The organism is Bacillus sp. F56, assembly GCF_001748205.1.
Lineage (GTDB): Bacteria > Bacillota > Bacilli > Bacillales > Bacillaceae > Bacillus > Bacillus stercoris.
In genome coordinates this window covers 226093-249243 of sequence record NZ_BDFC01000007.1, presented here as the reverse complement: position 1 = coordinate 249243, position 23151 = coordinate 226093, and the positions used below count along the sequence as shown (strand labels likewise).

Sequence of the window (23151 nt, the reverse complement as noted above, 5' to 3'; positions counted from 1 at the left end):
TTCCAGATGTATTGTAAAAATGAAGAAGTTTTGCATATCGTGATACTGCGGCGAACACATATAGTGACCGCCCTTTTTTATTGTGAATGAATCTCCCGGGGGGGGTATTTAGGAAATTTGTCCTGAGCTATAAGGTTCATTTTTTGTCATTGGTGATTTTGACATCATTACATTCCTCAAGAATGATAAACTGTTTACTGATTATTACTTTTGAAGGGGACTTGCCCTCAAGAACTGCGAATCTATCATACTAAGATGAGATTCAAATGGTTCGAAATGTAAACATATACGCATAAAAGTCAGCTTTGTCAATCTGCTATAGAGACCTTTTTGAACGATGCAGATCATCTCAAGGCAAATAAAATTCGGAATATTCTTGTTAAAGGCTTATCTAATAAGGACAAAGGATGATAGACGTGAAAAGAATAGATAAAATATACCATCAGCTCATGCATAATTTTCATGATTCAACCTTAGATCATCTTTTAAAAATACAAGGGAATTCAGCAAAGGAAATTGCTGAGCAGTTGAAAATGGAGCGGTCCAATGTCAGCTTTGAGCTGAACAATCTTGTCCGGACCAAAAAGGTCATCAAAATTAAAACGTTTCCTGTGCGCTACATTCCAGTCGAGATAGCAGAAAAGGTATTCAACAAGAAATGGGATACAGGGATGATGGAAGTGAAAGACCTTAAGGTGTTTTCTGGGGATTTAAAACAGAATCATCAACACATTTCCACGAATCCTCTAGAGCTTATGATTGGGGCAAAAGGGAGTTTGAAAAAAGCGATCTCCCAGGCAAAAGCAGCTGTCTTTTATCCGCCTAACGGTCTGCATATGCTCCTCCTAGGGCCGACTGGTTCCGGTAAATCCCTTTTTGCGAACCGAATTTACCAGTTTGCCATTTACTCTGACATTTTGAAGGCCGGCGCACCATTTATTACATTTAACTGTGCAGATTACTACAACAACCCTCAATTATTGCTTTCTCAATTATTCGGACACAAAAAAGGTTCATTTACAGGTGCCGCCGAGGATAAGGCAGGTTTAGTCGAACAGGCCAATGGGGGCATTCTGTTTATGGATGAAATCCACCGTCTCCCTCCTGAGGGACAGGAAATGCTGTTTTATTTTATTGACAGCGGTTCTTATAACAGGCTTGGAGAATCTGAACATAAACGAACATCGAACGTATTGTTTATTTGTGCGACTACAGAAAATCCGAGTTCTGCCCTATTGAAAACATTTTTGAGAAGAATCCCAATGACCATTCATATTCCTTCGCTTGAAGAGCGATCGCTTAAAGAAAGAGTGGAGCTGACAACGTTTTTATTAGGGAAAGAAGCAGAGCGGATTAAGAAGAATCTCAGTGTGCACATCGATGTCTATAATGCGCTTATTCATTCCGCGAAATTTGGGAATGTCGGACAGCTGAAATCAAATGTCCAGTTAGTTTGCGCACACGGTTTTTTGCATAACCTTGACAGAAATGAGGTTATTGAACTGACGGTTCGGGATTTGCCTGATGAAATCAAGCAAGAATGGATGTCCAGCAGCAAAAACATGCAAAGAAGCAAAGCCATTTCAGAATATGTCAATATTACAACGATTATCTCTCCGATTGTAGAAGATGAAACAACAAAAATTGACGAAGACCTCTCCTTTAACTTATATCATTTGATCGAGGAAAAAGTAAAAACGCTTATGAAAGAAGGTTTATCCAAAAAGGATATTAACCAATACATCTTGACTGATGTTCATTTGCATGTCAGAAGTTTTTTTCATCATCAAGCCTTTCAAAAGGACAGCCTGCTGACATTCGTTGAAGATGACGTGATTCAAATGACAAAACAGTTAAAAGAAATAGCTGAACATGAACTGGATTGCACATTTGACCGTAAATTTATTTATTTCTTGAGTATGCATATTGACGCATTTTTAAAGCGCGGAAAGCAAATTGATGTCTTAAATACACAGGAGACGGATGAAATTCGTGATACGCACGTGAAAGAATATCGGGTGGCGATGATTTTTAAAGATAAAATGCAGGAATATTTTAAAGTGGCTATTCCTGAAATAGAAGTCATCTACTTAACGATGTTAATTCATTCGATCAAATCGTTAAAAGAGAACAAAAGAGTCGGTATTATCGTTGCTGCTCATGGAAACAGCACGGCGAGTTCAATGGTTGAAGTTGCGACAGAACTATTAGGGAGCACGCCGATTGCAGCAGTTGATATGCCGCTTTCTGTTTCACCTTCGGACATTCTTGAATGCGTAGCAGAAAAAATGAAACAGGTTGATGAAGGCGAAGGTGTGTTAATGCTGGTAGATATGGGCTCGCTTGCAATGCTGGAAAGCAGGCTCGAGGAAAAGACTGGAATTGCCATCAAAACGATCAGCAATGTTACGACCTCAATGGTGCTGGATGCTGTCAGAAAGGTCAACTATTTGAATTTGAATTTGCATGCGATCTATCAATCGGTCACGAAGGATTTTATCGAGTTATGGGAGCGCCAGCCAGCGGCAGCCGGCAAAAAGAAGGCATTGGTCTCCATCTGCACGACAGGCAGCGGAACGGCCAAAAAGCTGGAAGACATTTTAACCACGATCGTAAACAAGGCCTCCGATACCCCGATTCACATATTAACCGTATCATCGATTAAACTGGCCAACAGGATAAAAGAAATCGAAAAAGAGTATGAAATCCTTGCCACAGTCGGAACGAAAGACCCTAAAATGAATGCTCCGCATGTATCCTTAGAAGTGTTAATTGAAGGGGAGGGAGAGAAGATGATTCAACAGGCGATTACAAAAGGAAGCATTCCCTTGAGCAATGGATTAAACGAAGCAAATATTATTGTCAGGGAGCTTTGCGAGGATAGCTTGAAAAAGTATCTTGTCTTCTTAAATCCCCATCATGTGACCGAAATGTTAGTAGAGTGGCTGCAAACCGTTCAAGATGAGCTGGGTGTCATTTTCAATAATGCCGTTTTGATCAAAGTCATTATGCATACAGCTTTCGCCTTTGAAAGGGTAATTAAGCAGAATCCGATCGCTTTCTCGGAGGAAGAAGAAATTAATGATCAGATGAAGGAAATGGTGAACGTCACAGAGCGGACACTGGCCCCTTATGAAGAAAAGCTCGGACTTCGCATAAGTGATGATGAAAAACTATTTATAGCCGCCATATTTGCTGAAGAAGTGCATGGCCATCTGTTTTAAAACCAGTTTTTTCATATGAACCTGTATTAAATGGAACACCATTTTAATACAGGTTTATTTTTTTCGTTTTAAGTGTTTCAAAAACAAACTGCGATTGGCTGAAATATCAATGAAAACGCTTAACACAAATGTGTTGGCACGATCCTTGCATTATATATGGATGTACAAAACAGGAAAGGAGCAATAGATATGATTTCAGTTATTATCAGTGGTCATGGAGATTTTCCCATAGCATTAAAAGAGTCTTCAGGGATGATATTCGGTGAAGAAAATAACTTGATTGCAGTGCCGTTTTTTAAAGGGGAAGGGATTCAAACGCTGCAGGAAAAATATCATCAGGCGCTCAAGGATATTCCGGAAGAACATGAGGTGCTTTTTTTAGTCGATATTTTTGGAGGGACGCCATATAACGCGGCAGCTTCCATCATTGCTGAGGATCAAAGAATGGATATGGCAGCCGGCGTAAACCTGCCGATTCTGCTGGAGGTATTAAGCTTGAGAGAACATCTGGCTCTCAAAGCTTTGCTGAACAACTTAAAAGCAATGAGTCAGCAAAGCTTTCAAGTGTGCAGTGAACATTTAGAAAAAGTAAAAACAGCCAATCAAGATACAAGAGAGGATGAATTATGATGAACATTGTGTTAGCAAGAATTGATGACCGCTTTATTCACGGCCAAATCCTGACAAGGTGGATTAAAGTACATGCGGCCGATCGAATCATCGTTGTCTCCGATGATATTGCTCAGGACGAAATGAGAAAAACGCTGATCCTATCTGTTGCGCCTTCAAATGTAAAGGCGAGTGCCGTCTCTGTTTCTAAAATGGCAAAAGCCTTTCATAGTCCGCGCTATGAAGGAGTAACAGCCATGCTCTTGTTTGAAAATCCGTCCGATATCGTATCCCTCATAGAAGCAGGCGTACCGATCAAAACCGTAAACGTCGGGGGAATGCGTTTTGAAAATCAGCGCAGGCAAATCACAAAATCAGTCAGTGTCACAGAGCAAGATATAAAGGCATTTGAAACATTAAGTGACAAGGGCGTGAAACTGGAATTAAGGCAGCTGCCTTCAGATGCCAGTGAAGATTTTGTACAGATATTACGGAACGTAACAAAATAATCAAGGGGATGAGAATATGTCTTCATTACAAATTATTTTGTTGTTAGTCATTGCAGCAATCACCGGAATCGCAAGCGTATTGGATGAAGGGCAGACACACCGGCCGCTTGTGGCCTGTACGTTAGTTGGCTTGGTGCTCGGGGATTTAAAAACGGGAATTATTCTTGGAGGCACACTGGAGCTGATGGCGCTCGGCTGGATGAACGTCGGGCTTGCCATGGCGCCTGATACGGCGATCGCTTCTGTCATCTCAACCATTTTAGTTATTACCGCTGATCAGGGAATTGGCGAAGGGATTGCTGTCGCTGTTGCTTTGGCAGCTGCGGGTCAGGCGCTGACGATCTTTGTTCGGACGATCACTGTCTTTTTCATTCACCGCGCTGACAAATATGCAAAAGAAGGAAATATAAAAGGAATTGAAATTATGCATATTACCGCGATGGTGTTTCAAGCTTTGCGCGTCATGATTCCTACATTAATTGTTGCTTTAATTAGTGTCAGCGCTGTTCAGGCATTCCTGGGAAATATTCCTGATGTCATTACAAAAGGACTGCAAATAGGCGGAGGCATTATTGTGGTTGTCGGGTATGCCATGGTGATCAATATGATGAATATTCCTTACTTAAAGCCATTTTTCTATATCGGTTTCTTATTAGCGGCGTTTACCGATTTTAACTTAGTGGGATTCGGAGCCCTTGGTCTCTGTCTGGCGCTTTTATACCAGCAGATGATGCAAAAACAAAGCGCGCACGGAGCAGTCGCGGCCGCATCAGACAGTGGCAGTGTTGCTGTTTATGATGACGATGATGACGATCTTGATGCCTAAACGATGAGGGGGGAAGAAAAAAATGGAGAAAGAAAAACGATTAACGAAAAAAGAAATTTTCAGCATGTTTATTCGTTCAAATTTTTTGCTCGGTTCCTTTAACTTCGAACGTGTGCAGGCAATGGGATATTGTTACGTCATGATACCGGCGATCAAAAAATTGTACGCTCCCGGAGCGAAAAGAAACGAAGCCTTGCAGCGCCATTTGGAATGGTTTAATACACACCCGTGGCTGACAGCGCCTATATTTGGCGTGACGGCAGCCATGGAAGAAGAAATGGCGAACAATAAAGGAATTGATGGAAAAGCGATAAGCGGAATGAAAATCGGTTTGATGGGACCAATAGCGGGCGTAGGCGACCCCATTTTCTGGGGAACGATTCGCCCGGTCTTAGCTGCCTTAGGAGCCTCTCTTGCTTTAGGAGGAAACATTGCCGGTCCTTTGCTATTCTTTTTCTTGCTGAATGCCATAAGATTAAGCACAAAATATTACGGATTAAAGTATGGCTATGTGAAAGGAATGGAGATTCTTCAGGATTTAGCGGGGAATCGCATTCAAAAGCTTACAGAGGGTGCTTCGATTCTCGGGTTATTTGTTATGGGGGCCCTCGTGTCCAAATGGACCACCATCAACATTCCAATCGTTGTATCCAGGATTAAGGATGAAAGCGGCAAAGTAGATGTTCAAACGGTACAAAATGTGTTAGACAGCATTATGCCGGGTGCGCTGCCGCTCGGATTAACGTTATTGGTGGCTTGGATGCTGCGCAAAGGAGTGAACCCTCTTCTCATTATTTGCGGCATCTTTATCATCGGGATTCTCGGGTATTGGGCTGGATTCTTAGCATAAGCTGTGTGAGGGAAGAAGAGAGAAACTGCAGCAGTCTTTTAAGATATAAATGATTCGGATAACAGCGAAACAGAAGAGAATTTCCAGAAACGGACCAGCTTGCGCAGCAGTCTCTCTTGAAAGTGTTCAACCATGAAGAGAGGAGCGAAGGAACAAATGAAAAAGAGACTTATTCAAGTCATGATCATGTTCACCCTGCTGTTGACTATGGCATTTTCGGCGGATGCAGCCGATTCAAGCTACTATGATGAGGAATACCGTCCTCAATATCACTTCACACCGGAAGCAAACTGGATGAATGACCCAAACGGAATGGTATATTATGCGGGGGAATATCACTTGTTCTATCAATACCATCCTTACGGGCTTCAGTGGGGGCCAATGCATTGGGGGCATGCCGTCAGCAAAGATTTGGTTACATGGGAGCACCTTCCTGTTGCGCTGTATCCGGATGAAAAAGGCACGATCTTTTCTGGAAGCGCAGTTGTCGATAAAAATAACACAAGCGGTTTTCAAACAGGCAAAGAGAAGCCGCTTGTGGCCATTTATACACAGGATCGGGAAGGCCATCAAGTGCAAAGTATTGCCTATAGCAATGACAAAGGCAGAACATGGACGAAATACGCAGGCAACCCTGCCATTCCAAACCCGGGTAAAAAAGATTTTCGCGATCCAAAAGTCTTTTGGTATGAGAAAGAGAAAAAGTGGGTGATGGTACTGGCAGCTGGTGACCGAATTCTCATGTATACATCAAAAAATTTGAAACAGTGGGCGTATGCAAGTGAATTTGGACAGGGGCAAGGAAGCCACGGGGGAGTATGGGAATGTCCGGATTTATTTGAGCTACCGGTAGATGGCAAACCGAATCAAAAAAAATGGGTCTTGCAAGTCAGTGTCGGAAACGGAGCGGTTTCGGGAGGATCAGGTATGCAATATTTCGTAGGGGACTTTGATGGAACTCATTTTAAAAATGAAAACCCATCAGACAAAGTTCTCTGGACGGATTACGGCAGAGACTTTTACGCAGCTGTATCCTGGTCCGATATTCCATCCAGAGACGGCCGGAGGCTTTGGTTAGGTTGGATGAGCAATTGGCAATATGCGAATGATGTTCCGACATCCCCATGGAGAAGTGCAACGACTATTCCAAGAGAGTTAAAATTGAAAGCGCTTACCAACGGGGTTAGAGTTATCCAAACACCAGTAAAAGAGCTGGAAGCCATTCGCGGGACCTCTAAGAAGTGGAAGAATCTGAGCATATCACCTGCAAGTCATAATGTGTTAGCGGGTCTATCTGGAGATGCCTATGAAATAAATGCAGAATTTAAAGTAAGCCCTGGTTCAGCTGCTGAATTTGGTTTTAAGGTCCGAACAGGAGAAAAGCAATTTACGAAAGTCGGCTATGACCGAAGGAACTCCAAACTGTTCGTTGACCGGAGCAAGTCGGGCAACGTCACCTTTAATCCGGCCTTTGACACCGGAAAAGAAACAGCACCGCTGAAGCCGGTAAATGGAAAGGTTAAGATGCGCATTTTTGTTGACCGCTCCTCGGTTGAAGTATTTGGGAATGACGGACAGCAGGTCATAACAGATGTCATTCTCCCAGATCGATCAAGCAAAGGGCTTGAATTATATGCTGCAAATGGAGATGTAAAGGTAAAATCTTTAAGGATTCACCCTTTAAAAAAGGTCTGGGGCACGTCACCTTTTATGTCCAATGTAACCGGATGGACAACGGTAAATGGCACGTGGGCCGACACAATTGAGGGAAAACAAGGGCGGTCGGATGGCGATTCCTTTATCTTGTCTTCAGCATCCGGGTCAGACTTCACTTATGAAACTGATATCACCATAAAGGATGGAAACGGAAGAGGGGCGGGAGCACTCATGTTTCGCTCTGACAAAGATGCCAAAAACGGTTATCTTGCCAACGTGGATGCGAAGCATGACCTGGTGAAATTCTTTAAATTTGAGAACGGCGTTGCTTCTGTCATTGCTGAATACAAAACGCCGATCGATGTTAATAAAAAGTATCATCTGAAAACAAAGGCCAACGGTAATCGTTTTACAATTTATTTAGATGATCGTCTTGTGATTGATACCAATGATTCCACATTTTCAGAAGGCCAATTTGGTTTGAATGTGTGGGACGCGACTGCTGTCTTTCAGAATGTAAACAAGGAGTCTTAATTTTTAAGAAGGCACAGATCTGAATAATCTGTGCCTTCTCGTTATTTCAACAAATTAATGCTTCGCGGTTACATGCCTCCAAATCATCTTAGAAAATCCGTATCAATGTTAATCTGTTTACACTCATGAGGACCGAAAGATGAAAAACAGTGCTCATAGCGACTAAAAAAAGCTGAGGAGCAGTTTTGGTCTATCAATACTGTTCCTCAGCAAATCAATCATTGTCTATTAAAGGGTTGGTAATTGGATCGCCGTATCAATATTTTGTAAATTCAGCTTGACTTGCTCGTCTGTATTCCAAGGATGGTACCAGCCTTTTTCTATCATATAGCTTGAGAGTTGTTCATGCATATCGAGTGCTTCTTCCAAATGGCGGATAAGGACCTCTTTTACTTCAGGCGTTCCGGCTTCAGTGGCTGCCATCGCATAATTTCTGACTCCGTTTTTTGCTGAAATTAATAAGTCCATAGCAATGATTTGGTCTGTCAGAACATTCATGCCTGTTAGATATTCAATGATTGGATTCATTATTCACTCATCTCCTCATTCTTGCTTTGCATTAGATAAAATAGCGGCAAATTCCTGCAGCTGCCGGGTGGTGATGTCAACGTCTTGCTGCATGATTTCTTTAAGCTTCGGATCAGATACCAATGCTTTCATTGTTTTAGATTTCGTCAAACAGAGGGTCTTGAAAGCAGTCATTTCCTGGACCTCAAGCAGTTCATGTAAGGCGTATTCCATTTCTGTCACCTCCGTTTTTTAAGGCTTTAACACAACTTTTATACAATCATCCATTTTTGCATCAAAAATGTCATAGCCATGCTTGGCTTCACTAAGCGGCAGAACATGGCTGACAACATCTCCCGGATCAATTTTGCCCGTTGATACGAGTTCAAACATGTACGGCATATAGTGGATTACAGGAGCCTGTCCAGAGCGTATATTGATGTTACGCTGCATGATATCTCCTAACGGAAAACCGTTATATCTGCCTCCATACACACCTGTAATTTGTATGGTTCCTCCTTTGCGAACAGCCTGGGAAGCAATGACCAATGCACTCATCGTTCCCCCATGAAGCTTTAACCCGCTGGCTAGGAACTCGAGGTCGCTCATTTTCCCATCCATCCCAACAGCGTCAATGACTACATCCGCTCCGCCTTTCGTAATTTCCTTTAAATAATTCCCTGTATTCTCATGGTCTTCAAAATTAACGATTTCTACTTTGTTTGTGCGTTTCGCATGCTGTAAGCGATAGTTTACATAGTCAACTGCTATGACGCGTTTTGCGCCTTTTAGCCAACAAAACTTTTGAGCAAACAGGCCGACTGGTCCGCAGCCGAGAACGATTACAGTATCGCCTTTTTTTACGCCGGCATTGTCAACACTCCAAAAGCCGGTGGTCATGGCATCGGCAATCACGCTTAATTTCTCATCGGGCTCCTCACAAGATTCAGGAATTTTAAAATGGGTAAAATTCGCAAACGGCACTCTTAAATATTCAGCTTGGCCGCCCGGATAACCGCCAGTTTGCCCTGAATAGCCGAAATAAGCACCCATTTCCCCATTGTCATTAGACTGATCACATTGGCTTTCCAGTTGGTTTTTACAAAAAAAACATTCCCCGCATGCTATATTAAAGGGAATAATTACCCGATCTCCCTTTTTTAGTTTAGTCACATCAGAACCAACTTCTTCGACGATTCCCATCGGTTCATGGCCGATGACATAGTCTTCTTGCATATTCGGAATGAATCCATGGATTAAATGTAAATCTGATCCGCAAATGGCTGTACTAGTGACTTTGATAATCATGTCATCGGATTTTTCAATCTTTGGATCGGGGACATCTTTGACAACAACATTTTTAATGCCTTGATACGTTACTGCCTTCATGCTGTAAAACCTCCAGTGTTAGTGTTCATCAGGTGTCCGGTCAAACATCCCTTTTCGATTTGTTTCATCAGGAAAGAGGTTCATATTGCCGACCATGATCGTGTTTTTTGCAGAGAGCTGATCCAGCTTATACTGTTCGCTCAGCTCATATGGATGGAACCATTTTTTGCTGATCATCAGTTCTGTAATCTCTTGGTGCATCGCAATTCCTTGCATCAGCTGTTTTCGCAGCATGGCTCTTACATCTGGTGAAGCGGTTTCTGTCAAAGCTACAGCAGTATTCCGTACGCCTTCCTTAGCTCGTATAAGAAAATCCATCGCGAATGTAGTGTCTGCTAGTTCAGGCACATTCAGCGAATTAATGGGGTCTAAATGATCATTATTCAAAGAGGCTTACCTCCCTTTCAATTGATGATTGGCGTTGGGCGGCTTTGAGGGACAGGGGCCTGAAATGAGGCACGCTCATAAACCGCTTGTAATTCAGTAAGGTCTTGAATGGATTGCTGCACATCTTTTTGCATCAAGTCCTTCAGTTCTTGGTCAAACACAAGTCCTTGCATTAACTTTGATTTCGCTATACAAAGTGTTTTAAAGTTCACGATTTCATGTAAGTCTACAGCTTCGTGAGCTGCTAATGTTTGATGATCCATATTGATGCAACCTCCTTTTATCAACGTTACATTTCCCAAAATGAAGTTGAAGCATACAGAAAGAACACTCGGTATTATTTTTTGTTTATGTAGGAACGCTGTTTTTGCTCGTTAGCGTACATTACTCATGACATGGAATAAACTGCACTTTAAATGGTGAGTATATTTTGAACCTGAAAGACGAGTGAAGTTTTTTATGGAAACTTGACATCATGCTGTCAAGTTTCTTTTTGTATCATTAAAATGTTGACCAGTAAAAAGTATTTTTTATAGGAGGCACATAATATGAAGCTGCTGCAAATTAGACTTTTGGTGAACGATTTTAAGAAAAGCGTCGAGTTTTATAAAGATTCATTAGGACTTCCGATAAGTTGGTTAGAGAATGAAATGGAATATGCACTCTTTGATAATGGGGAAACGAAAATAGAGCTATTATCTCGAGAAACGATGGCTGAAATCGTTGGAGAGGAAAAACAATCTTTAGAAGGAGATGCTCAATCAAAATTTTTGCTTCAGTTTAAGGTAGCTGATGTTGACAAAACGTATGACGATTTACACAAAAAAGGAGTGAAATGTGTGAATAAACCGCATGATCGCAAGGAATGGAGTGCCCGAGTTGCTCACTTCAGAGATCCAGATCATAACCTGATTGAAATATATAAAATGCTATAATTTTTCGACTTGCAAAATGATAGAATCAGCTTTTGATAACGCACCTTATCCTTTTTAGTTACGCCCTAGAAAAAAAGCAAAGCCATAACACCCTTTGGACACTGAACTTACAGCATTTACGCTGGTTTGTTTGGTGTTCGTTTTTGATTAGATGAAAAAGGAGAAGTATCCACGAATCGAGGAAAAGCGCGGATACAAGGCAGCAGTACACGGATAGAGTTAATTGGTGGAAATGAACCGCATGATCCAAGTCCTTAATATCAAGCCTGACTGCCATTTATTTTGTATCTTTAATTGTCGAAAACATAGGAATAATTCCACTTTTGAAAGATCTAGTTTATGGTACATTGATACATATATGGGAGGGGAGGGGGCATGTTTCTGAAAGTAGATCTTGTAACTGGATTAAAGTAAGTCAAACGTACGGCATTTAAAGGGGAGGGTATAAGATGAATAAGCTAAAGAGACTAGGTATGCTAATGGTAATGATCGCATCATTGTTCATTTTTTCTAGTCATGCACTTGCGGCTCAGTATTATACGGTTTCAACAAGCAGCGGTGCGCCTGTAAATATGCGCAGCGGCCCAGGTACAAGTTGGGGAATTGTAACGACCATCCCGAGCGGAACCCGCATCCCGATCTATTGCTACAAAACCGGTACAACTGTAACTGGAAAGTATGGGACGAGTAATATTTGGAATTACACAGAGCGGACGCTTGCAAGCGGCGAGATCGTTCCTGGTTTTGTCTCTGATACTTATATGTATACAGGCTCAGATGGTCCGGTTGTTCCTAAATGCAGCTGGTAGCATTGTTCTATCGATTCTCAAAATGAAGAAATTGAAGAAAGAGGGATGACATTGGCTAAACTGAAAAAGCTCAGTATGTTAACCGTTATGATTGCATCATTATTCATTTTTTCCAGTCAAGCGCTTGCCGTTCAGTACTTTACTGTCTCAACAAGCAGCGGTGCGCCTGTAAATATGCGCAGCGGTCCAGGCACAAATTATCCTATTATGCTTTCCATTCCGAGTGGCTCCCGTGTTCCTTATTATTGTTATGCTTATGGAACAACAGTGACTGGGAAGTATGGAACGAGTAATATTTGGGACCAAATCCAATGGAAAGATTCCCGGGGGATCGTAAATATTGGATATGTGTCTGACACGTATGTGTACACAGGCTCAGATGGCCCAGTCGGTTACAAATGCAACTAGCGATATACGGATCTCCCTCTCAAGGGTCTATCAGAGAGAAACCATACCAATCACAATAGTTGGTATGGTTTTTGCTATGCTTGCGTCTTCTATTCCTGCATTTGTGGTGATTTTCAAAGTAGCTTCATGATGTTAGACACTGGTTGTTGGTGAGGACAAAACAACCAGCCGCTTTAGGGTTGTATTTAATGCTCTAAAATACGAAATGAAGATAGGGAACATCTCACATTACCGTTCTCGTTATTGAAAAGTTCTCTTGGTCCTTTTATGAAAATTTTAATCTATCCTTAACCCGTATGTTTACTTTTTTCTAACATGTCGTGTAACCTCTCAGAAAATTCTTTATGATGCATGGTGTACCCCGTATGATTTCCGGGGAATTCAACCAATTCTGTTTCCAAGTGTTCTGCTAGGGCGTTCGCGCAGCGATAAGGAAAAAGCTCCCGTGAAGCACTTCCGCCAGCTGGGATTATCTTCACCGATGCAGATGTAAACACAGTTTTTAATGCTTCGATATCTAATGTATAGTTGAGAATTCCTTGAATTTCATAATCAGTGAAATACGTTGAATTGCCGAGGAGCCGTTTTGTCAGGACATTCTTTGATTGTTCGTCAGTCTCTAATCTTGCTATTAACTTCGTGACTTCACCTCGATGATTTATCTTAAGGTCCTCCATGAATTGCTCGGCTTGTTTCAGCTCATTTCCATGCAGAAGCTGCAATAGGATTGGTTCGTGCGGGATCATGACACGTACTTGTTCAGGGTGGCGTATGCACAGATCAAGCCCTATAACAGCACCGGAGCTGCTTCCAAATACATAGGCCGGCTTAGTGGTGATTTTGGCTAGAAGACGGTGAGCATCGTCGCTGTGTGTTTCCACACGGTAATTCTCAACCTGATGGGCGAGATTGCTGCGGGAATGGCCACGGCGATCGTAAGTAACAACCGTGTACCAGTTAGCCAGATGATTGGCAACATGATGGAACTTGTCGGCATCACCGCCTCCGCCGTGGACCAAAAGAATGATTGGACCTGTGCCCCGCACCTGATAGTGGATGTTGGCGCCGGGTACTTGCAACGTTCCATTGTTTATCGTCATTTGTAAAACCTTCCTTTCTTCTCATCTCCCTTAACTTTACACAATGAGCCAATGGGATCATATGCAGGAAATAACTAAGAAACAAACTCGCCATATAAAAAGCACTGATTATATTTCATCAGTGCTTCCGTTTGGTTTATTTAGAGTAGACAATTTTTTTTATTGTTTCACCAGAGAGGTGATATTCCTCACATAATTGATGAATGGTTTTGCCGTTTTTAAATGCTTTTTTAATAGAAGCGTTTCCTATATTGTTTCTCCTTGGACATACTTTTGAATTTCCGATATCAGCTTTTCAGGTAAAATAGCGGTTGCTTTTACATATGCCATTTCTGCCAGCTCCTTATTTTTTATGTTAAATAAGGTGCAAAGCCACTATATCAGAAAAGCTTACTTGGGCGATCTTTTAGAAAGTCTACCCCATGCAAAGTATCGCCTTCCCAATAATAGGCTTTGCATGGGACGTTGCGGAATCTGGCATTCTCATCTTGCTTGCCATTTACATCACCTCCTTACCTATTTTCGATGATCATTTTCATTATAAATTAGAGTAAAGCTTTATGGCATCTTGTTAATGAAAGTTGAAGCAGTATGAAAATCAAAGGGGACCTTCCAAGTTAGAAGGGCTGAGACTGATTGGCAAAGAAAAGAGTAAGATGCAAGTTATATTACTTTGGATTCAAAATATTGACAAAACAATGTATTTTCAACAATAGGACAGCTTCTTCATGTATACTAAGTCTGGATTTACAATATTTAGAAGGAGGCAATAAAATGAATATCAGTTTGAAGAAAAAAGCGGACTTCTGGAAAAAGGCAGCAATCTCATTACTTGTTTTCACCATGTTTTTTACCTTGATGATGAGCGAAACGGTTTTTGCGGCGGGACTGAATAAAGATCAAAAACGCCGGGCGGAACAGCTGACAAGTATCTTCGAAAACGGCACGACGGAGATCCAATATGGATATGTCGAGCCATTGGGTGACGGGCGAGGCTATACATGCGGACGGGCAGGTTTTACAACGGCTACCGGGGATGCATTGGAAGTAGTGGAAGAATACACAAAGGCAGTTCCGAATAACAAACTGAAAAAGTACCTGCCTGAATTGCGCCGTCTGGCCAAGGAAGAAAGCGATGACATAAGCAATCTTAAGGGCTTCGCTTCTGCCTGGAAGTCGCTTGCAAATGATAAGGAATTTCGCGCTGCCCAAGACAAAGTAAATGACCGTTTGTATTATCAGCCTGCCATGAAACGATCGGATAATGCCGGACTAAAAACAGCATTGGCAAGAGCTGTAATGTACGATACGGTTATTCAGCATGGCGATGGTGATGATCCTGACTCCTTTTATGCTTTAATTAAACGTACGAACAAAAAAGCGGGCGGGTCACCAAAAGACGGAATAGACGAGAAGAAGTGGTTAAATAAATTCTTGGACGTACGCTATGACGATCTGATGAATCCGGCAAATCATGACACCCGTGACGAGTGGAGAGAGTCGGTTGCCCGTGTGGACGTGCTTCGCTCTATCGCCAAGGAGAACAACTACAATTTAAATGGGCCGATTCATGTCCGTTCAAACGAGTACGGTCATTTCGTAATCAAATAAGCATTGAATAAAGCGGCAGCGTTTCTTGCCGCTGCATTCTCCGCATGATGTGAAAAAGACAAGAGACAAACAAGCTCTTGTCTTTCCTATATATGATCGTTCAGCATAAATATTTTAAAAAAATGTCAGTATCAAGTAATGAATGTATCACCAGGCGTATGCTTCAGGTGTCTCTCCTCCAGGTCCGGGAAAGATACTGTGTGTATTCAATCGACCATCAAACGGTTGCCTGAAAAGTATCGAGAGGCGCTCAAGTTAACTGAATATCAGGGGTTATCACAAAAAGAGCTGAGTGAAAAGCTCGGCATTTCTTACTCGGGAGCAAAATCAAGGGTACAGCGCGGAAGGGGAAAATGAAAACAGCTGCTTGAGGGATGCTGTCATATTGAAGCGGATCAATATGGAAATATCGTAGACTTTCGTATTGTAAAGGAATAACTGATGAACAAAGTCAGTTTTCTAATGTAAATTGGCCATCCGCTGCCAGATACGATTCTGAAATAGGTAGATGAAGTTCCCGTTGATGTAGGCAAGAGATAGATGTATAATATAAATCGTAATGTTTTCGATTTAATAAAAAGGAGTGTTGGAATGAAGATTTTATTTGCAAAGAGGTTAGGTATATTAGCTATAGGTTCATTACTCGTATTGGCAGGATGTCAGACTTCCGATTCATCTAAAGAGTCTAATCAAACAACATCATCCTCAGCAGCTGAAGAAAACTCTTCCAAAGCGCAAGAGCACACATCTGAAAGTCACACACATGAACATTCTCACGATCATAGTCATGCGCATGATAAAGAAACAGAAAAAATGTATGAAGGCTATTTTAAAAACAGTCAAGTAAAAGATCGCCCACTTTCTGATTGGGAAGGAGATTGGCAATCTGTATTTCCATACCTGCAAGATGGTACTCTTGACGAAGTGTTTTCATATAAATCAGAACACGAAGGCGACAAGACAGCTAAAGAATATAAAGAGTATTATAAAAAAGGTTATCAAACAGATGTTGACCGTATTGTAATCCACAAAGATACTGTAACCTTCTTTAAAAATGGAAAAGAATATTCTGGTAAGTATACGTATGACGGGTACGAAATTCTAACATATGATGCGGGCAATAGGGGGGTAAGATACATATTCAAACTAGCTAAAAAAGCGGAAGGGCTTCCTCAGTATATCCAGTTTAGCGATCATAGTATTTATCCCACTAAAGCTAGTCATTACCATCTCTATTGGGGTGACGACCGTGAAGCTTTACTTGATGAAGTCAAAAACTGGCCTACCTACTACCCGTCAAAAATGGATGGGCACGATATTGCCCATGAGATGATGGCTCATTAAATGATGATTTTATTCTATGAAGTATGGTGTTCTTTTATCATAAAGTATGGAATGAAATATTTATACGCCCTTGTATTAGCTGCTGACCCTTCGCCAGCAGCTTTTTGTCCTCTTTAGTTTTTGGCGTTTTTTCTCTCCGCCGACGGTGATTTCTAAATTAAGGTGGTCTATAAGCCCGACAGCATCCAATTAAAAGTCAAGGGACTGCCCTGATGTTACTAGTTATCATTTTCTCATTTTGTTGAAATAGAAACAAAAAATGAATATAATATTGCTAGTGCACCAACTGGTGGGAGGGCAGGCCATGAACAAAGAAGAACAGCTCATATTGAATTTCAGAGACTTATTTAACAAGATGGTGTTGCTTAATAAGTCTAAGATGGAAGACAGTTTGAAGGGGTACAAGCCTTCTGAAGTACATTGTATTGAATCCATTGGGAAAAATGCTGATAGCAATGTGAGAAAACTTGCGGAGTCCCTTTATATGACGAGAGGTGCCATAAGTAAATTAACTAAGAAACTGATAAAAAAAGACCTTATTGAAAGCTACCAGAAGCCGGATAATAAAAAAGAAATTTATTTTAGGCTTACTGCGCAAGGCAAAGTAATTTATAACATCCATGAGGAACTCCATAAAGAGTTTCGAGAACGGGACAAAGTCGTTTTTGAACAAGTTACCGAAGAACAATTTGACAGTATGCTTAGCTTCGTGGAAAAGTACAGCAGGCATTTGGATACTGAAATAAAGAAACAGGGAATAGCTGTTAATTAGATCGGATAAATAGAATAAAGAAACCAAAGTCAGCCCAACTCTATTGTGAAAGGGCTGTCTTTTTTTATTCTTAATTTTGTTGACAAGGAAACAATATGGTGCTATCTTTTTGTTGACAGAGAAACAAAATGGTTTCTGAGAGGAGAATAATATGTCAAAAGATCAAATAAAGAAATCAGGCTTATCGAAAGAAATTCTCTCGGCTGCCTGGGCAATTGCACTTGGAGCAATTGCTCCAATGCTTGATTCAACTATGGTAAACATCGCCATTGACAAATTAAATAAAGATTTCAGCACGACGTTGGATACCATTCAATGGTCCATTACAGGTTATGTTTTAGCCCTTGCTATTGCAGTTCCTGTATCCGGCTGGCTTATGAACAAATTTAACGGAAAGAAAATCTTAATCGGTGCAGTCATCGCCTTTGGTGTAACTTCTGTTTTTGCTGGGGTTAGTTGGAATATTTCTAGCTTTATCTTATTCCGTTTACTTCAAGGGTTTAGCGCTGGAATTATTACCCCGCTTATGTCAACGCTATTGGTTAAAACAGCAGGCCGAGAACATATAGGGAAAGTGATGGCTATTGTCAGCACACCAATGATTTTGGGCCCAATCTTAGGACCTGTAATCGGGGGCTTCATCGTCCAAGCTACATCATGGCATTGGATTTTCTTCATCAACGTGTTCATCGTTTTGATTGCTGCACCACTGATGATGAAAACTCTTCCAGACTTTGAGCCATTCAACAAAAATAGCAAACTTGATATTTTTGGAATTATCAATTTATCCTTAATGAGTGCAGCAATGATATACGGAATTACGAAAGCAGCGGACCATGCATCATTTAACAATAGCGAAACAATCCTATGGGCGGGCATCGGCCTCGCTTTAGCTGTAATTTACATCGTATATAACCGAATCAGAAAAAATCAAACCGTACTCCCCATAAATTTGTTTGCACACAAAAACTTCTTAGCATCCAGCGTCGGGTTATTATTAGCGAATATTGCCGTCATGGGACCCATGTTAATACTTCCATTGTTCTTTCAAAACTTCCGTCATTTCACGGCAATCGAAGCTGCGCTAGCATTAATCCCCCAAGGAGTCGGGATGCTTGTTACTCGGCCAATGATTGGAAAAATGATTGATCGGATCGGTGCGAAATACGTCGTTATGGCCAGTCTTGTTCTTTCGCTTATCGGGTCTATTCCACTTATCTTTATCACCGATAAAACGAGTATGATTTGGATTTCCATCATATTATTCATCCGTGGGACCAGTTTTGGAGGAATTATGCTTCCATTGACGAGTAATGCTTATACAGGGCTTGGCAGCAAACAGCTTCCAGAAGCAGGTGTCGGTATTCATATTATTGAAAATCTCGGTTCGAGCTTTGGTACGGCTGTTATCGCCACTGTGGTCGCAACTGTCATGCAAGGATTACAACCAACGATTGCGAATGGCTTAAAAGGTTACCATGCTGGGTTCTTAGTATCCACCATTGTCCTTGCTGTAATCTTCATCCCAAGTCTATTCCTCACACATAAAAAAGCTAAATAAGCAAATGAGAATTGGTGATTATTGGATTTTTATACTTGTATCAATCGGGAACTAAAAAAACTCTGTGCTTTACTAGTACAGCGGAAATCAGAGGGGAAGCTAAAGAACATATATTAGAAGAGATGCCCTATCCTTTAAGAGAGCGGCAAAGGGGAGCCTTAATTTTTCGCGCTTATCACGTAGTAAGTAGCTGAAAAGAAGGAGAATACAGACAAGTGATTCGTTTTAAAAAGAACCGCCTTCGACCTTAATAAGTTGAAGCGGTTTTTGCTGTACAAACAGTTAGCTGTCTTGGCTACCGGGCGGGCTGCTTACCAAAGCTAACTGTTAAATTGAAATGAAAAAAGGGCTTTTTAAACCCCTTTTAAGCCAATTGCCGCACTGGTTGCTCGACATGTTTTAGTTTTTCACAACGGACAAACTGACACTGTTGCCTGAGACTGTTACTTTAGCAAAGTCTTGAGTATCAATCACAGGTGTTATTGCTTTGTTGTCGATGGTGATGTTTGTAAAAGATGTTGAAAAATTTGATTTGATAGATTGGCGTGACCCTGTTGTTGCAACTGTAGCGAGCGCTTTCCACTTCGAGATGGAGCCGACATTTGTTTTGCTGATTTCTGAAATGAGGCGGCCATTGTATCCCGCATTGTTCGTGCCCCAGTAGGTAGCGCGGGTATTGCCGTTAAGATTTTTGTAGATGGTAAGTTGTACGGTGCTGCCTGGACGGAAACCTTTCGTATTCGTGAATTGGCTTCCACCTTCGAGGTACTGAACCTGATCCTGTCCTTTTGAACCAACTTTCATATATGGTTTCCATACATTATATTTTGCACTGTACTGAAGCCCGATATCGGATTCTGTGCCTCCGCTAAAGCCAGAGTAGATGTAGGCTGTCCCATTTGAAACTTGAACGGAGCTAGGAAGCTGGATTTTCGTAACAAGAATGGCACCGGTGCTGTTCAAGTAAGCCCTCCCGCCGATTCCATCAGTTAGCTGTGATGCAGCTTCTGCGGTTTTTGGGCTAATAATACCTGGCACATCTACTGCACATGTGCCAAAAAGCACGGTTGCCGTAAGCACACCCGCAAGCAGTCCTTTTTTCATCATCATTGTCTCCCCCTATTATTATAATTAGAAAACGCTATCATCTAGTATTATAAAACATTATGAAAAAAATTCCATAATGAACATGCAAATAGACACAGAATTTACACATTATGACTTTATAGATCTGGCAAACGGTTGATTCGTAATCTCAAATAATGCCCTATGAAGTGTACATTTAACTATAAATTTCTAATGTGTTTGTGCTTAAAAGAAATTCAATATAAAAAAGGGGGAGAGATAAGAGAGGGAAAAATATAAACATAAAAGGGTAATGAAGTGGGCTTTTGAAGCCCACTTCTTAGTTCATATTTCCCCTCAGAAGACTGCCTCTATCATTTTGTACATTTACTGAAAACCCATAATTTGCATTGTTTATAACCAGGAGCCCTTACATTCAATGTCCAACATGACTCCTTTGATTTTCATCTAATATTTCAAACAATGTTTTGTACTTTAATACGATTTCGTGGTCATCGACTTTATGGCCTGAATTGAAAAAGGTGATTGAGCCCGATCCTTTACCAAGCTGGTTACGCTCTGCAAGTATTTTCTTCAACTGTTTTGCAGTACCGACGCTGCCTGAAATAATATCAACTTTTTTTCCAAACAGTTTTTCAAAACTGTTTTTGAAAAACGGAAAATGAGTGCATCCTAACACAATGGTTCCGTATTGTTTCAAATCAAAAGAAGATAGTTCATTCTTTAGATATTTAATGATCTTGTCTTCATTAAAATCAAAGTTCTCAGCAAATTCAACCAGCCCTGGAAGAGCTAAGCAATCAACAAGGTCATGGTGATCAACTTCTTTTACTAGATGATGAAATTTCTCTTCTTTAAGCGTCAAATGAGTAGCAACTACGAGAACTCTTTTCCTTTCCTCCTCACAGTTTTTTATAGCAGGTTTTACAGCAGGCTCTATTCCGATTATCGGAAAGTCGAAATTTCTCCGAAGATCTTCTACAGCAATGCTAGTAGCTGTATTACATGCAATAACAAGAGCTTTGATATTTTGACTGGCTAGAAATTCAACTGCATTAAAAATATATTCTTCACTTCTATCTTTGATTTTTCACCGTATGGAACATGTAAAGTGTCCGCATAAAAAATGTAATCTTCATAAGGAAGAACTTTTATGGCCTCATACAATACAGTCATTCCACCTATTCCAGAATCAAAGAAACCTATTTTCATAACTTTTCACGCTTTCTATCTAATCTTTTTTTATCATATGACTTCATATCATTTGAATCAAATGAAAAAGGCTGATTTTAATATTCGAGTTAAATATGGGGGCTATCGATTTTTTGAATAGGCAGCAACTCTTGAGAAGAGAGAGAAGACCAATAGTGAAAACTTGGTGATGTAAATGTGGCGAAAACATCAAGATCGCACCAACCAGTCAAGTTTTCGGATTCTGGGCTAGATTCTGGATGATTTTACGGTTCAGGGTGTGAAATCACAAAAAAAAGCAAACTGCCTGTCGGAGTTTGCTTGTTGGCTCTATCCAAACAATGAGCTGCACTTATATTTTTATATCCTCTGGGCAAAGCTTATGTAAAAGCTGCTTAACCGACATTTCCTCAGTTAATGATCGTATCCCTTGACCTGCCCATAAAGACATCTGATCATGGTTATTTTGAAGTGAAGCCTGCTGTCTCATTGCCTTTGTTAGTGTATTTTGATAAGGATACGGAAGGGTTTGTGTCTCATACTGTTCTTTTTCTTCCATCCATTTATTTACGATTCCTCTGGCCTCTTTACCTGAAAATAGTTTCGTAAGCTTTGTATCTGCTTCGTTTGCCTCTCGTATTTTCTGTTTATGCACTGGATGTGCGCTGCTCTCGTGACAAATTAAAAAGGCAGACCCAATTTGAACGCCTTGGGCTCCAAGAGTTAAAGCTGCTTTTACTCCTCTGTGGTCTATAATTCCCCCAGCAGCTATGACAGGTACACTCAATGCATCTGCTGCTTGTGGAATCAGAGCCATTAAACCTATGGCAGATTCACCTTTGGAAGGTAAAAATGCTCCGCGATGTCCACCGGCTTCGCTTCCTTGAAGGACGACGATATCCATTCCCCGTTCCTCCATTAACAATGCTTCTTCCACTGTTGAAGCGGTTCCAATTAAACAGCATCCAGCAGTTTTTAGCTCCTTGACTGCGTCTTCCGGAGGCAGATCAAAAGTGAATGAGCAAGCCTTTACCTTGTATCTTAAAATCATATCAATTTTTTGATAGAAATCATCCCACTCTTCTTGCACAGGTGTGAATTGATTTACTTGATTCGCTAACGGTATGTTTTCTTTCCACTTTTTAACCTGGTCTTCTGGCGGCATTTCTAGACCTAGCGGAACAAACACATTAATTTGAAAAGGAGCGTCTGTCAGCTCAAACATTTCTTTTATTTGTTGTTCTAGCAGTTCTGGCTTAAGGTACCCCGATGCTAAACTACCAAGAGCCCCTTGATTTGAAACAGCAGATGCCAGTTGCGGCTTTGTAATGCCGCCAGCCATTGGAGCTTGAATAATCGGTTTTGTTAAGGAAAGCTTCTTCATAAATTCATTCATACCGAATCCCCCCGTTAAGACATGACTTTTGAAAAAGTGTCATTTCTCATTTTCCTCAAAAACTCGTATTCGCTTAAATATATCGTTTTCCTTCTTTTTGTCAACCAATGTTTTTCTGAAAATGATCTCTCATATTCGTTAAAAAAGCAGTTAAAGCAGGGGTAATGGAATTGTCTTTTCGCCTGATAAACATGGTTGATACGAAAGAATAATAAGAGAACTTCATGTAAACTAAAGCTTAGAAGAATAAATCATTTCGTGCGTGGGTCATATACATAAGGTTATTTCATTCAAGAGTAAAAAAATCTATATGACGTGCACAAAAATAACACGGCGATATGGATGACATCCATTGATAATGAAAAATCTTTATTTCATAATAAAATCAATATTCGGTTTTAGAGTTAGATGTTAGGCTGTATAAAGAAAAGTCTGAAACGGAGGAAT

At 40.9% G+C, this 23151-nt stretch carries 22 protein-coding genes and 4 pseudogenes; 15 read left to right on the top strand and 11 right to left on the bottom strand.

All coding sequences use genetic code 11. The annotated features are described in order from the left end of the window. Window positions 1-416 precede the first annotated feature (416 nt). The 7 genes from levR to sacC all read left to right on the top strand — a co-directional run bounded on the left by levR (window position 417) and on the right by sacC (window position 8208). Window positions 417-3224, top strand: coding sequence for a transcriptional regulator LevR (levR, locus tag BFW96_RS12500; RefSeq protein ID WP_069839582.1), 2808 nt, complete (start codon window positions 417-419; stop codon window positions 3222-3224). Between the two features lie 189 nt (window positions 3225-3413). Beyond that, entirely contained in the window at window positions 3414-3854 is a 441-nt protein-coding gene (gene levD, locus BFW96_RS12495) for a PTS fructose transporter subunit IIA (protein ID WP_014664766.1), read from the top strand. Next, window positions 3854-4342 carry a PTS fructose transporter subunit IIB gene (gene levE, locus BFW96_RS12490; RefSeq protein WP_069150778.1) on the top strand — a complete coding sequence of 163 codons (489 nt, stop codon included), beginning with the start codon at window positions 3854-3856 and terminating at the stop codon, window positions 4340-4342. The genes levD and levE overlap by 1 nt, the downstream gene beginning before the upstream one ends. Window positions 4343-4358: 16 nt before the next feature. Then, complete coding sequence (levF, locus tag BFW96_RS12485) at window positions 4359-5168, top strand: PTS fructose transporter subunit IIC (protein ID WP_069839581.1); 810 nt, start codon at window positions 4359-4361, stop codon at window positions 5166-5168. Between the two features lie 22 nt (window positions 5169-5190). Then, window positions 5191-6018: a PTS fructose transporter subunit IID gene (gene levG, locus BFW96_RS12480; protein ID WP_040082343.1), complete on the top strand. Its 828-nt coding sequence runs from the start codon at window positions 5191-5193 to the stop codon at window positions 6016-6018. A gap of 116 nt (window positions 6019-6134) precedes the next feature. Continuing rightward, on the top strand, window positions 6135-6266 hold the full coding sequence (locus BFW96_RS21910; protein ID WP_227098854.1) for a hypothetical protein: 132 nt from the start codon (window positions 6135-6137) through the stop codon (window positions 6264-6266). After that, complete coding sequence (gene sacC / locus BFW96_RS12475) at window positions 6205-8208, top strand: levanase (protein ID WP_234698038.1); 2004 nt, start codon at window positions 6205-6207, stop codon at window positions 8206-8208. The genes BFW96_RS21910 and sacC overlap by 62 nt, the downstream gene beginning before the upstream one ends. Before the next feature lie 228 nt (window positions 8209-8436). On the opposite strand, the gene BFW96_RS12470 is transcribed toward sacC, so the two are convergent. From BFW96_RS12470 to BFW96_RS12450, 5 genes are read right to left on the bottom strand one after another with little or no spacing between them, the layout of a single operon-like run. Beyond that, on the bottom strand, window positions 8437-8736 hold the full coding sequence (locus tag BFW96_RS12470; protein WP_069839579.1) for a spore coat protein: 300 nt from the start codon (window positions 8734-8736) through the stop codon (window positions 8437-8439). Between the two features lie 15 nt (window positions 8737-8751). Beyond that, window positions 8752-8949, bottom strand: coding sequence for a hypothetical protein (locus BFW96_RS12465; protein WP_069839578.1), 198 nt, complete (start codon window positions 8947-8949; stop codon window positions 8752-8754). A gap of 18 nt (window positions 8950-8967) precedes the next feature. Continuing rightward, complete coding sequence (locus BFW96_RS12460) at window positions 8968-10104, bottom strand: zinc-dependent alcohol dehydrogenase (protein ID WP_069839577.1); 1137 nt, start codon at window positions 10102-10104, stop codon at window positions 8968-8970. 18 nt (window positions 10105-10122) lie between these two features. Then, the gene (locus BFW96_RS12455) at window positions 10123-10491 is read right to left on the bottom strand and encodes a spore coat protein (RefSeq protein ID WP_069839576.1); all 369 of its coding nucleotides are present in this window, start codon (window positions 10489-10491) and stop codon (window positions 10123-10125) included. A gap of 17 nt (window positions 10492-10508) precedes the next feature. After that, window positions 10509-10754 carry a hypothetical protein gene (locus BFW96_RS12450; protein ID WP_014477469.1) on the bottom strand — a complete coding sequence of 82 codons (246 nt, stop codon included), beginning with the start codon at window positions 10752-10754 and terminating at the stop codon, window positions 10509-10511. Window positions 10755-11039: 285 nt separating this feature from the next. Here BFW96_RS12450 and BFW96_RS12445 point away from each other — a divergent pair, with 285 nt between their 5' ends. The 3 genes from BFW96_RS12445 to BFW96_RS12435 all read left to right on the top strand — a co-directional run bounded on the left by BFW96_RS12445 (window position 11040) and on the right by BFW96_RS12435 (window position 12643). After that, window positions 11040-11426, top strand: coding sequence for a VOC family protein (locus BFW96_RS12445; RefSeq protein WP_069839575.1), 387 nt, complete (start codon window positions 11040-11042; stop codon window positions 11424-11426). A 449-nt stretch (window positions 11427-11875) separates the two neighbouring features. Further along, window positions 11876-12235, top strand: a complete 360-nt coding sequence (locus tag BFW96_RS12440; protein WP_069839574.1) for an SH3 domain-containing protein — start codon at window positions 11876-11878, stop codon at window positions 12233-12235. Between the two features lie 51 nt (window positions 12236-12286). Continuing rightward, window positions 12287-12643, top strand: coding sequence for an SH3 domain-containing protein (locus tag BFW96_RS12435; RefSeq protein ID WP_069839573.1), 357 nt, complete (start codon window positions 12287-12289; stop codon window positions 12641-12643). A 287-nt stretch (window positions 12644-12930) separates the two neighbouring features. Here BFW96_RS12435 and BFW96_RS12430 read toward each other — a convergent pair whose 3' ends face one another. Both BFW96_RS12430 and BFW96_RS12425 read right to left on the bottom strand, forming a co-directional pair. Beyond that, entirely contained in the window at window positions 12931-13743 is an 813-nt protein-coding gene (locus tag BFW96_RS12430) for an alpha/beta hydrolase (protein WP_069839572.1), read from the bottom strand. Between the two features lie 136 nt (window positions 13744-13879). Further along, window positions 13880-14073, bottom strand: a pseudogene (locus BFW96_RS12425) (hypothetical protein). A gap of 444 nt (window positions 14074-14517) precedes the next feature. On the opposite strand from BFW96_RS12425, the gene csn reads away from it, so the two are divergent. The 5 genes and pseudogenes from csn to BFW96_RS12400 all read left to right on the top strand — a co-directional run bounded on the left by csn (window position 14518) and on the right by BFW96_RS12400 (window position 19031). Further along, entirely contained in the window at window positions 14518-15354 is an 837-nt protein-coding gene (csn, locus tag BFW96_RS12420; RefSeq protein ID WP_069839571.1) for a chitosanase, read from the top strand. A gap of 195 nt (window positions 15355-15549) precedes the next feature. After that, window positions 15550-15792, top strand: a pseudogene (locus tag BFW96_RS12415) (sigma factor-like helix-turn-helix DNA-binding protein); the annotation flags it as partial. A gap of 153 nt (window positions 15793-15945) precedes the next feature. Continuing rightward, complete coding sequence (locus BFW96_RS12410) at window positions 15946-16698, top strand: metal-binding protein ZinT (protein WP_069839570.1); 753 nt, start codon at window positions 15946-15948, stop codon at window positions 16696-16698. A 304-nt stretch (window positions 16699-17002) separates the two neighbouring features. Further along, entirely contained in the window at window positions 17003-17470 is a 468-nt protein-coding gene (locus BFW96_RS12405) for a MarR family winged helix-turn-helix transcriptional regulator (RefSeq protein ID WP_038829673.1), read from the top strand. Window positions 17471-17621: 151 nt separating this feature from the next. After that, entirely contained in the window at window positions 17622-19031 is a 1410-nt protein-coding gene (locus BFW96_RS12400) for an MDR family MFS transporter (protein WP_069839569.1), read from the top strand. Between the two features lie 399 nt (window positions 19032-19430). On the opposite strand, the gene BFW96_RS12395 is transcribed toward BFW96_RS12400, so the two are convergent. From BFW96_RS12395 to BFW96_RS21515, 4 genes and pseudogenes are all read right to left on the bottom strand, one after another. Then, the gene (locus tag BFW96_RS12395) at window positions 19431-20138 is read right to left on the bottom strand and encodes a YrpD family protein (RefSeq protein WP_069839568.1); all 708 of its coding nucleotides are present in this window, start codon (window positions 20136-20138) and stop codon (window positions 19431-19433) included. 394 nt (window positions 20139-20532) lie between these two features. Next, window positions 20533-21329 (bottom strand): annotated as a pseudogene (gene murI / locus BFW96_RS12390) (glutamate racemase). 331 nt (window positions 21330-21660) lie between these two features. Continuing rightward, window positions 21661-22704, bottom strand: a complete 1044-nt coding sequence (locus BFW96_RS12385; protein WP_069839567.1) for a nitronate monooxygenase — start codon at window positions 22702-22704, stop codon at window positions 21661-21663. Window positions 22705-22804: 100 nt separating this feature from the next. Further along, window positions 22805-22915, bottom strand: a pseudogene (locus tag BFW96_RS21515) (LysR family transcriptional regulator); the annotation flags it as partial. Window positions 22916-23151: the final 236 nt, after the last annotated feature.

Excerpts from the sequence above, each read along its gene's own strand:
- levD (WP_014664766.1), top strand. The coding sequence starts at position 3,414 with ATGATTTCAGTTATTATCAGTGGTCATGGAGATTTTCCCATAGCATTA.
- levE (WP_069150778.1), top strand. The coding sequence starts at position 3,854 with ATGAACATTGTGTTAGCAAGAATTGATGACCGCTTTATTCACGGCCAA.
- levF (WP_069839581.1), top strand. The coding sequence starts at position 4,359 with ATGTCTTCATTACAAATTATTTTGTTGTTAGTCATTGCAGCAATCACC.
- levG (WP_040082343.1), top strand. The coding sequence starts at position 5,191 with ATGGAGAAAGAAAAACGATTAACGAAAAAAGAAATTTTCAGCATGTTT.
- sacC (WP_234698038.1), top strand. The coding sequence starts at position 6,205 with ATGTTCACCCTGCTGTTGACTATGGCATTTTCGGCGGATGCAGCCGAT.
- BFW96_RS12470 (WP_069839579.1), bottom strand. The coding sequence starts at position 8,736 with ATGAATCCAATCATTGAATATCTAACAGGCATGAATGTTCTGACAGAC.
- BFW96_RS12465 (WP_069839578.1), bottom strand. The coding sequence starts at position 8,949 with ATGGAATACGCCTTACATGAACTGCTTGAGGTCCAGGAAATGACTGCT.
- BFW96_RS12460 (WP_069839577.1), bottom strand. The coding sequence starts at position 10,104 with ATGAAGGCAGTAACGTATCAAGGCATTAAAAATGTTGTTGTCAAAGAT.
- BFW96_RS12450 (WP_014477469.1), bottom strand. The coding sequence starts at position 10,754 with ATGGATCATCAAACATTAGCAGCTCACGAAGCTGTAGACTTACATGAA.
- BFW96_RS12445 (WP_069839575.1), top strand. The coding sequence starts at position 11,040 with ATGAAGCTGCTGCAAATTAGACTTTTGGTGAACGATTTTAAGAAAAGC.
- BFW96_RS12440 (WP_069839574.1), top strand. The coding sequence starts at position 11,876 with ATGAATAAGCTAAAGAGACTAGGTATGCTAATGGTAATGATCGCATCA.
- BFW96_RS12430 (WP_069839572.1), bottom strand. The coding sequence starts at position 13,743 with ATGACGATAAACAATGGAACGTTGCAAGTACCCGGCGCCAACATCCAC.
- csn (WP_069839571.1), top strand. The coding sequence starts at position 14,518 with ATGAATATCAGTTTGAAGAAAAAAGCGGACTTCTGGAAAAAGGCAGCA.
- BFW96_RS12410 (WP_069839570.1), top strand. The coding sequence starts at position 15,946 with ATGAAGATTTTATTTGCAAAGAGGTTAGGTATATTAGCTATAGGTTCA.
- BFW96_RS12405 (WP_038829673.1), top strand. The coding sequence starts at position 17,003 with ATGAACAAAGAAGAACAGCTCATATTGAATTTCAGAGACTTATTTAAC.
- BFW96_RS12400 (WP_069839569.1), top strand. The coding sequence starts at position 17,622 with ATGTCAAAAGATCAAATAAAGAAATCAGGCTTATCGAAAGAAATTCTC.
- BFW96_RS12395 (WP_069839568.1), bottom strand. The coding sequence starts at position 20,138 with ATGATGAAAAAAGGACTGCTTGCGGGTGTGCTTACGGCAACCGTGCTT.
- BFW96_RS12385 (WP_069839567.1), bottom strand. The coding sequence starts at position 22,704 with ATGAATGAATTTATGAAGAAGCTTTCCTTAACAAAACCGATTATTCAA.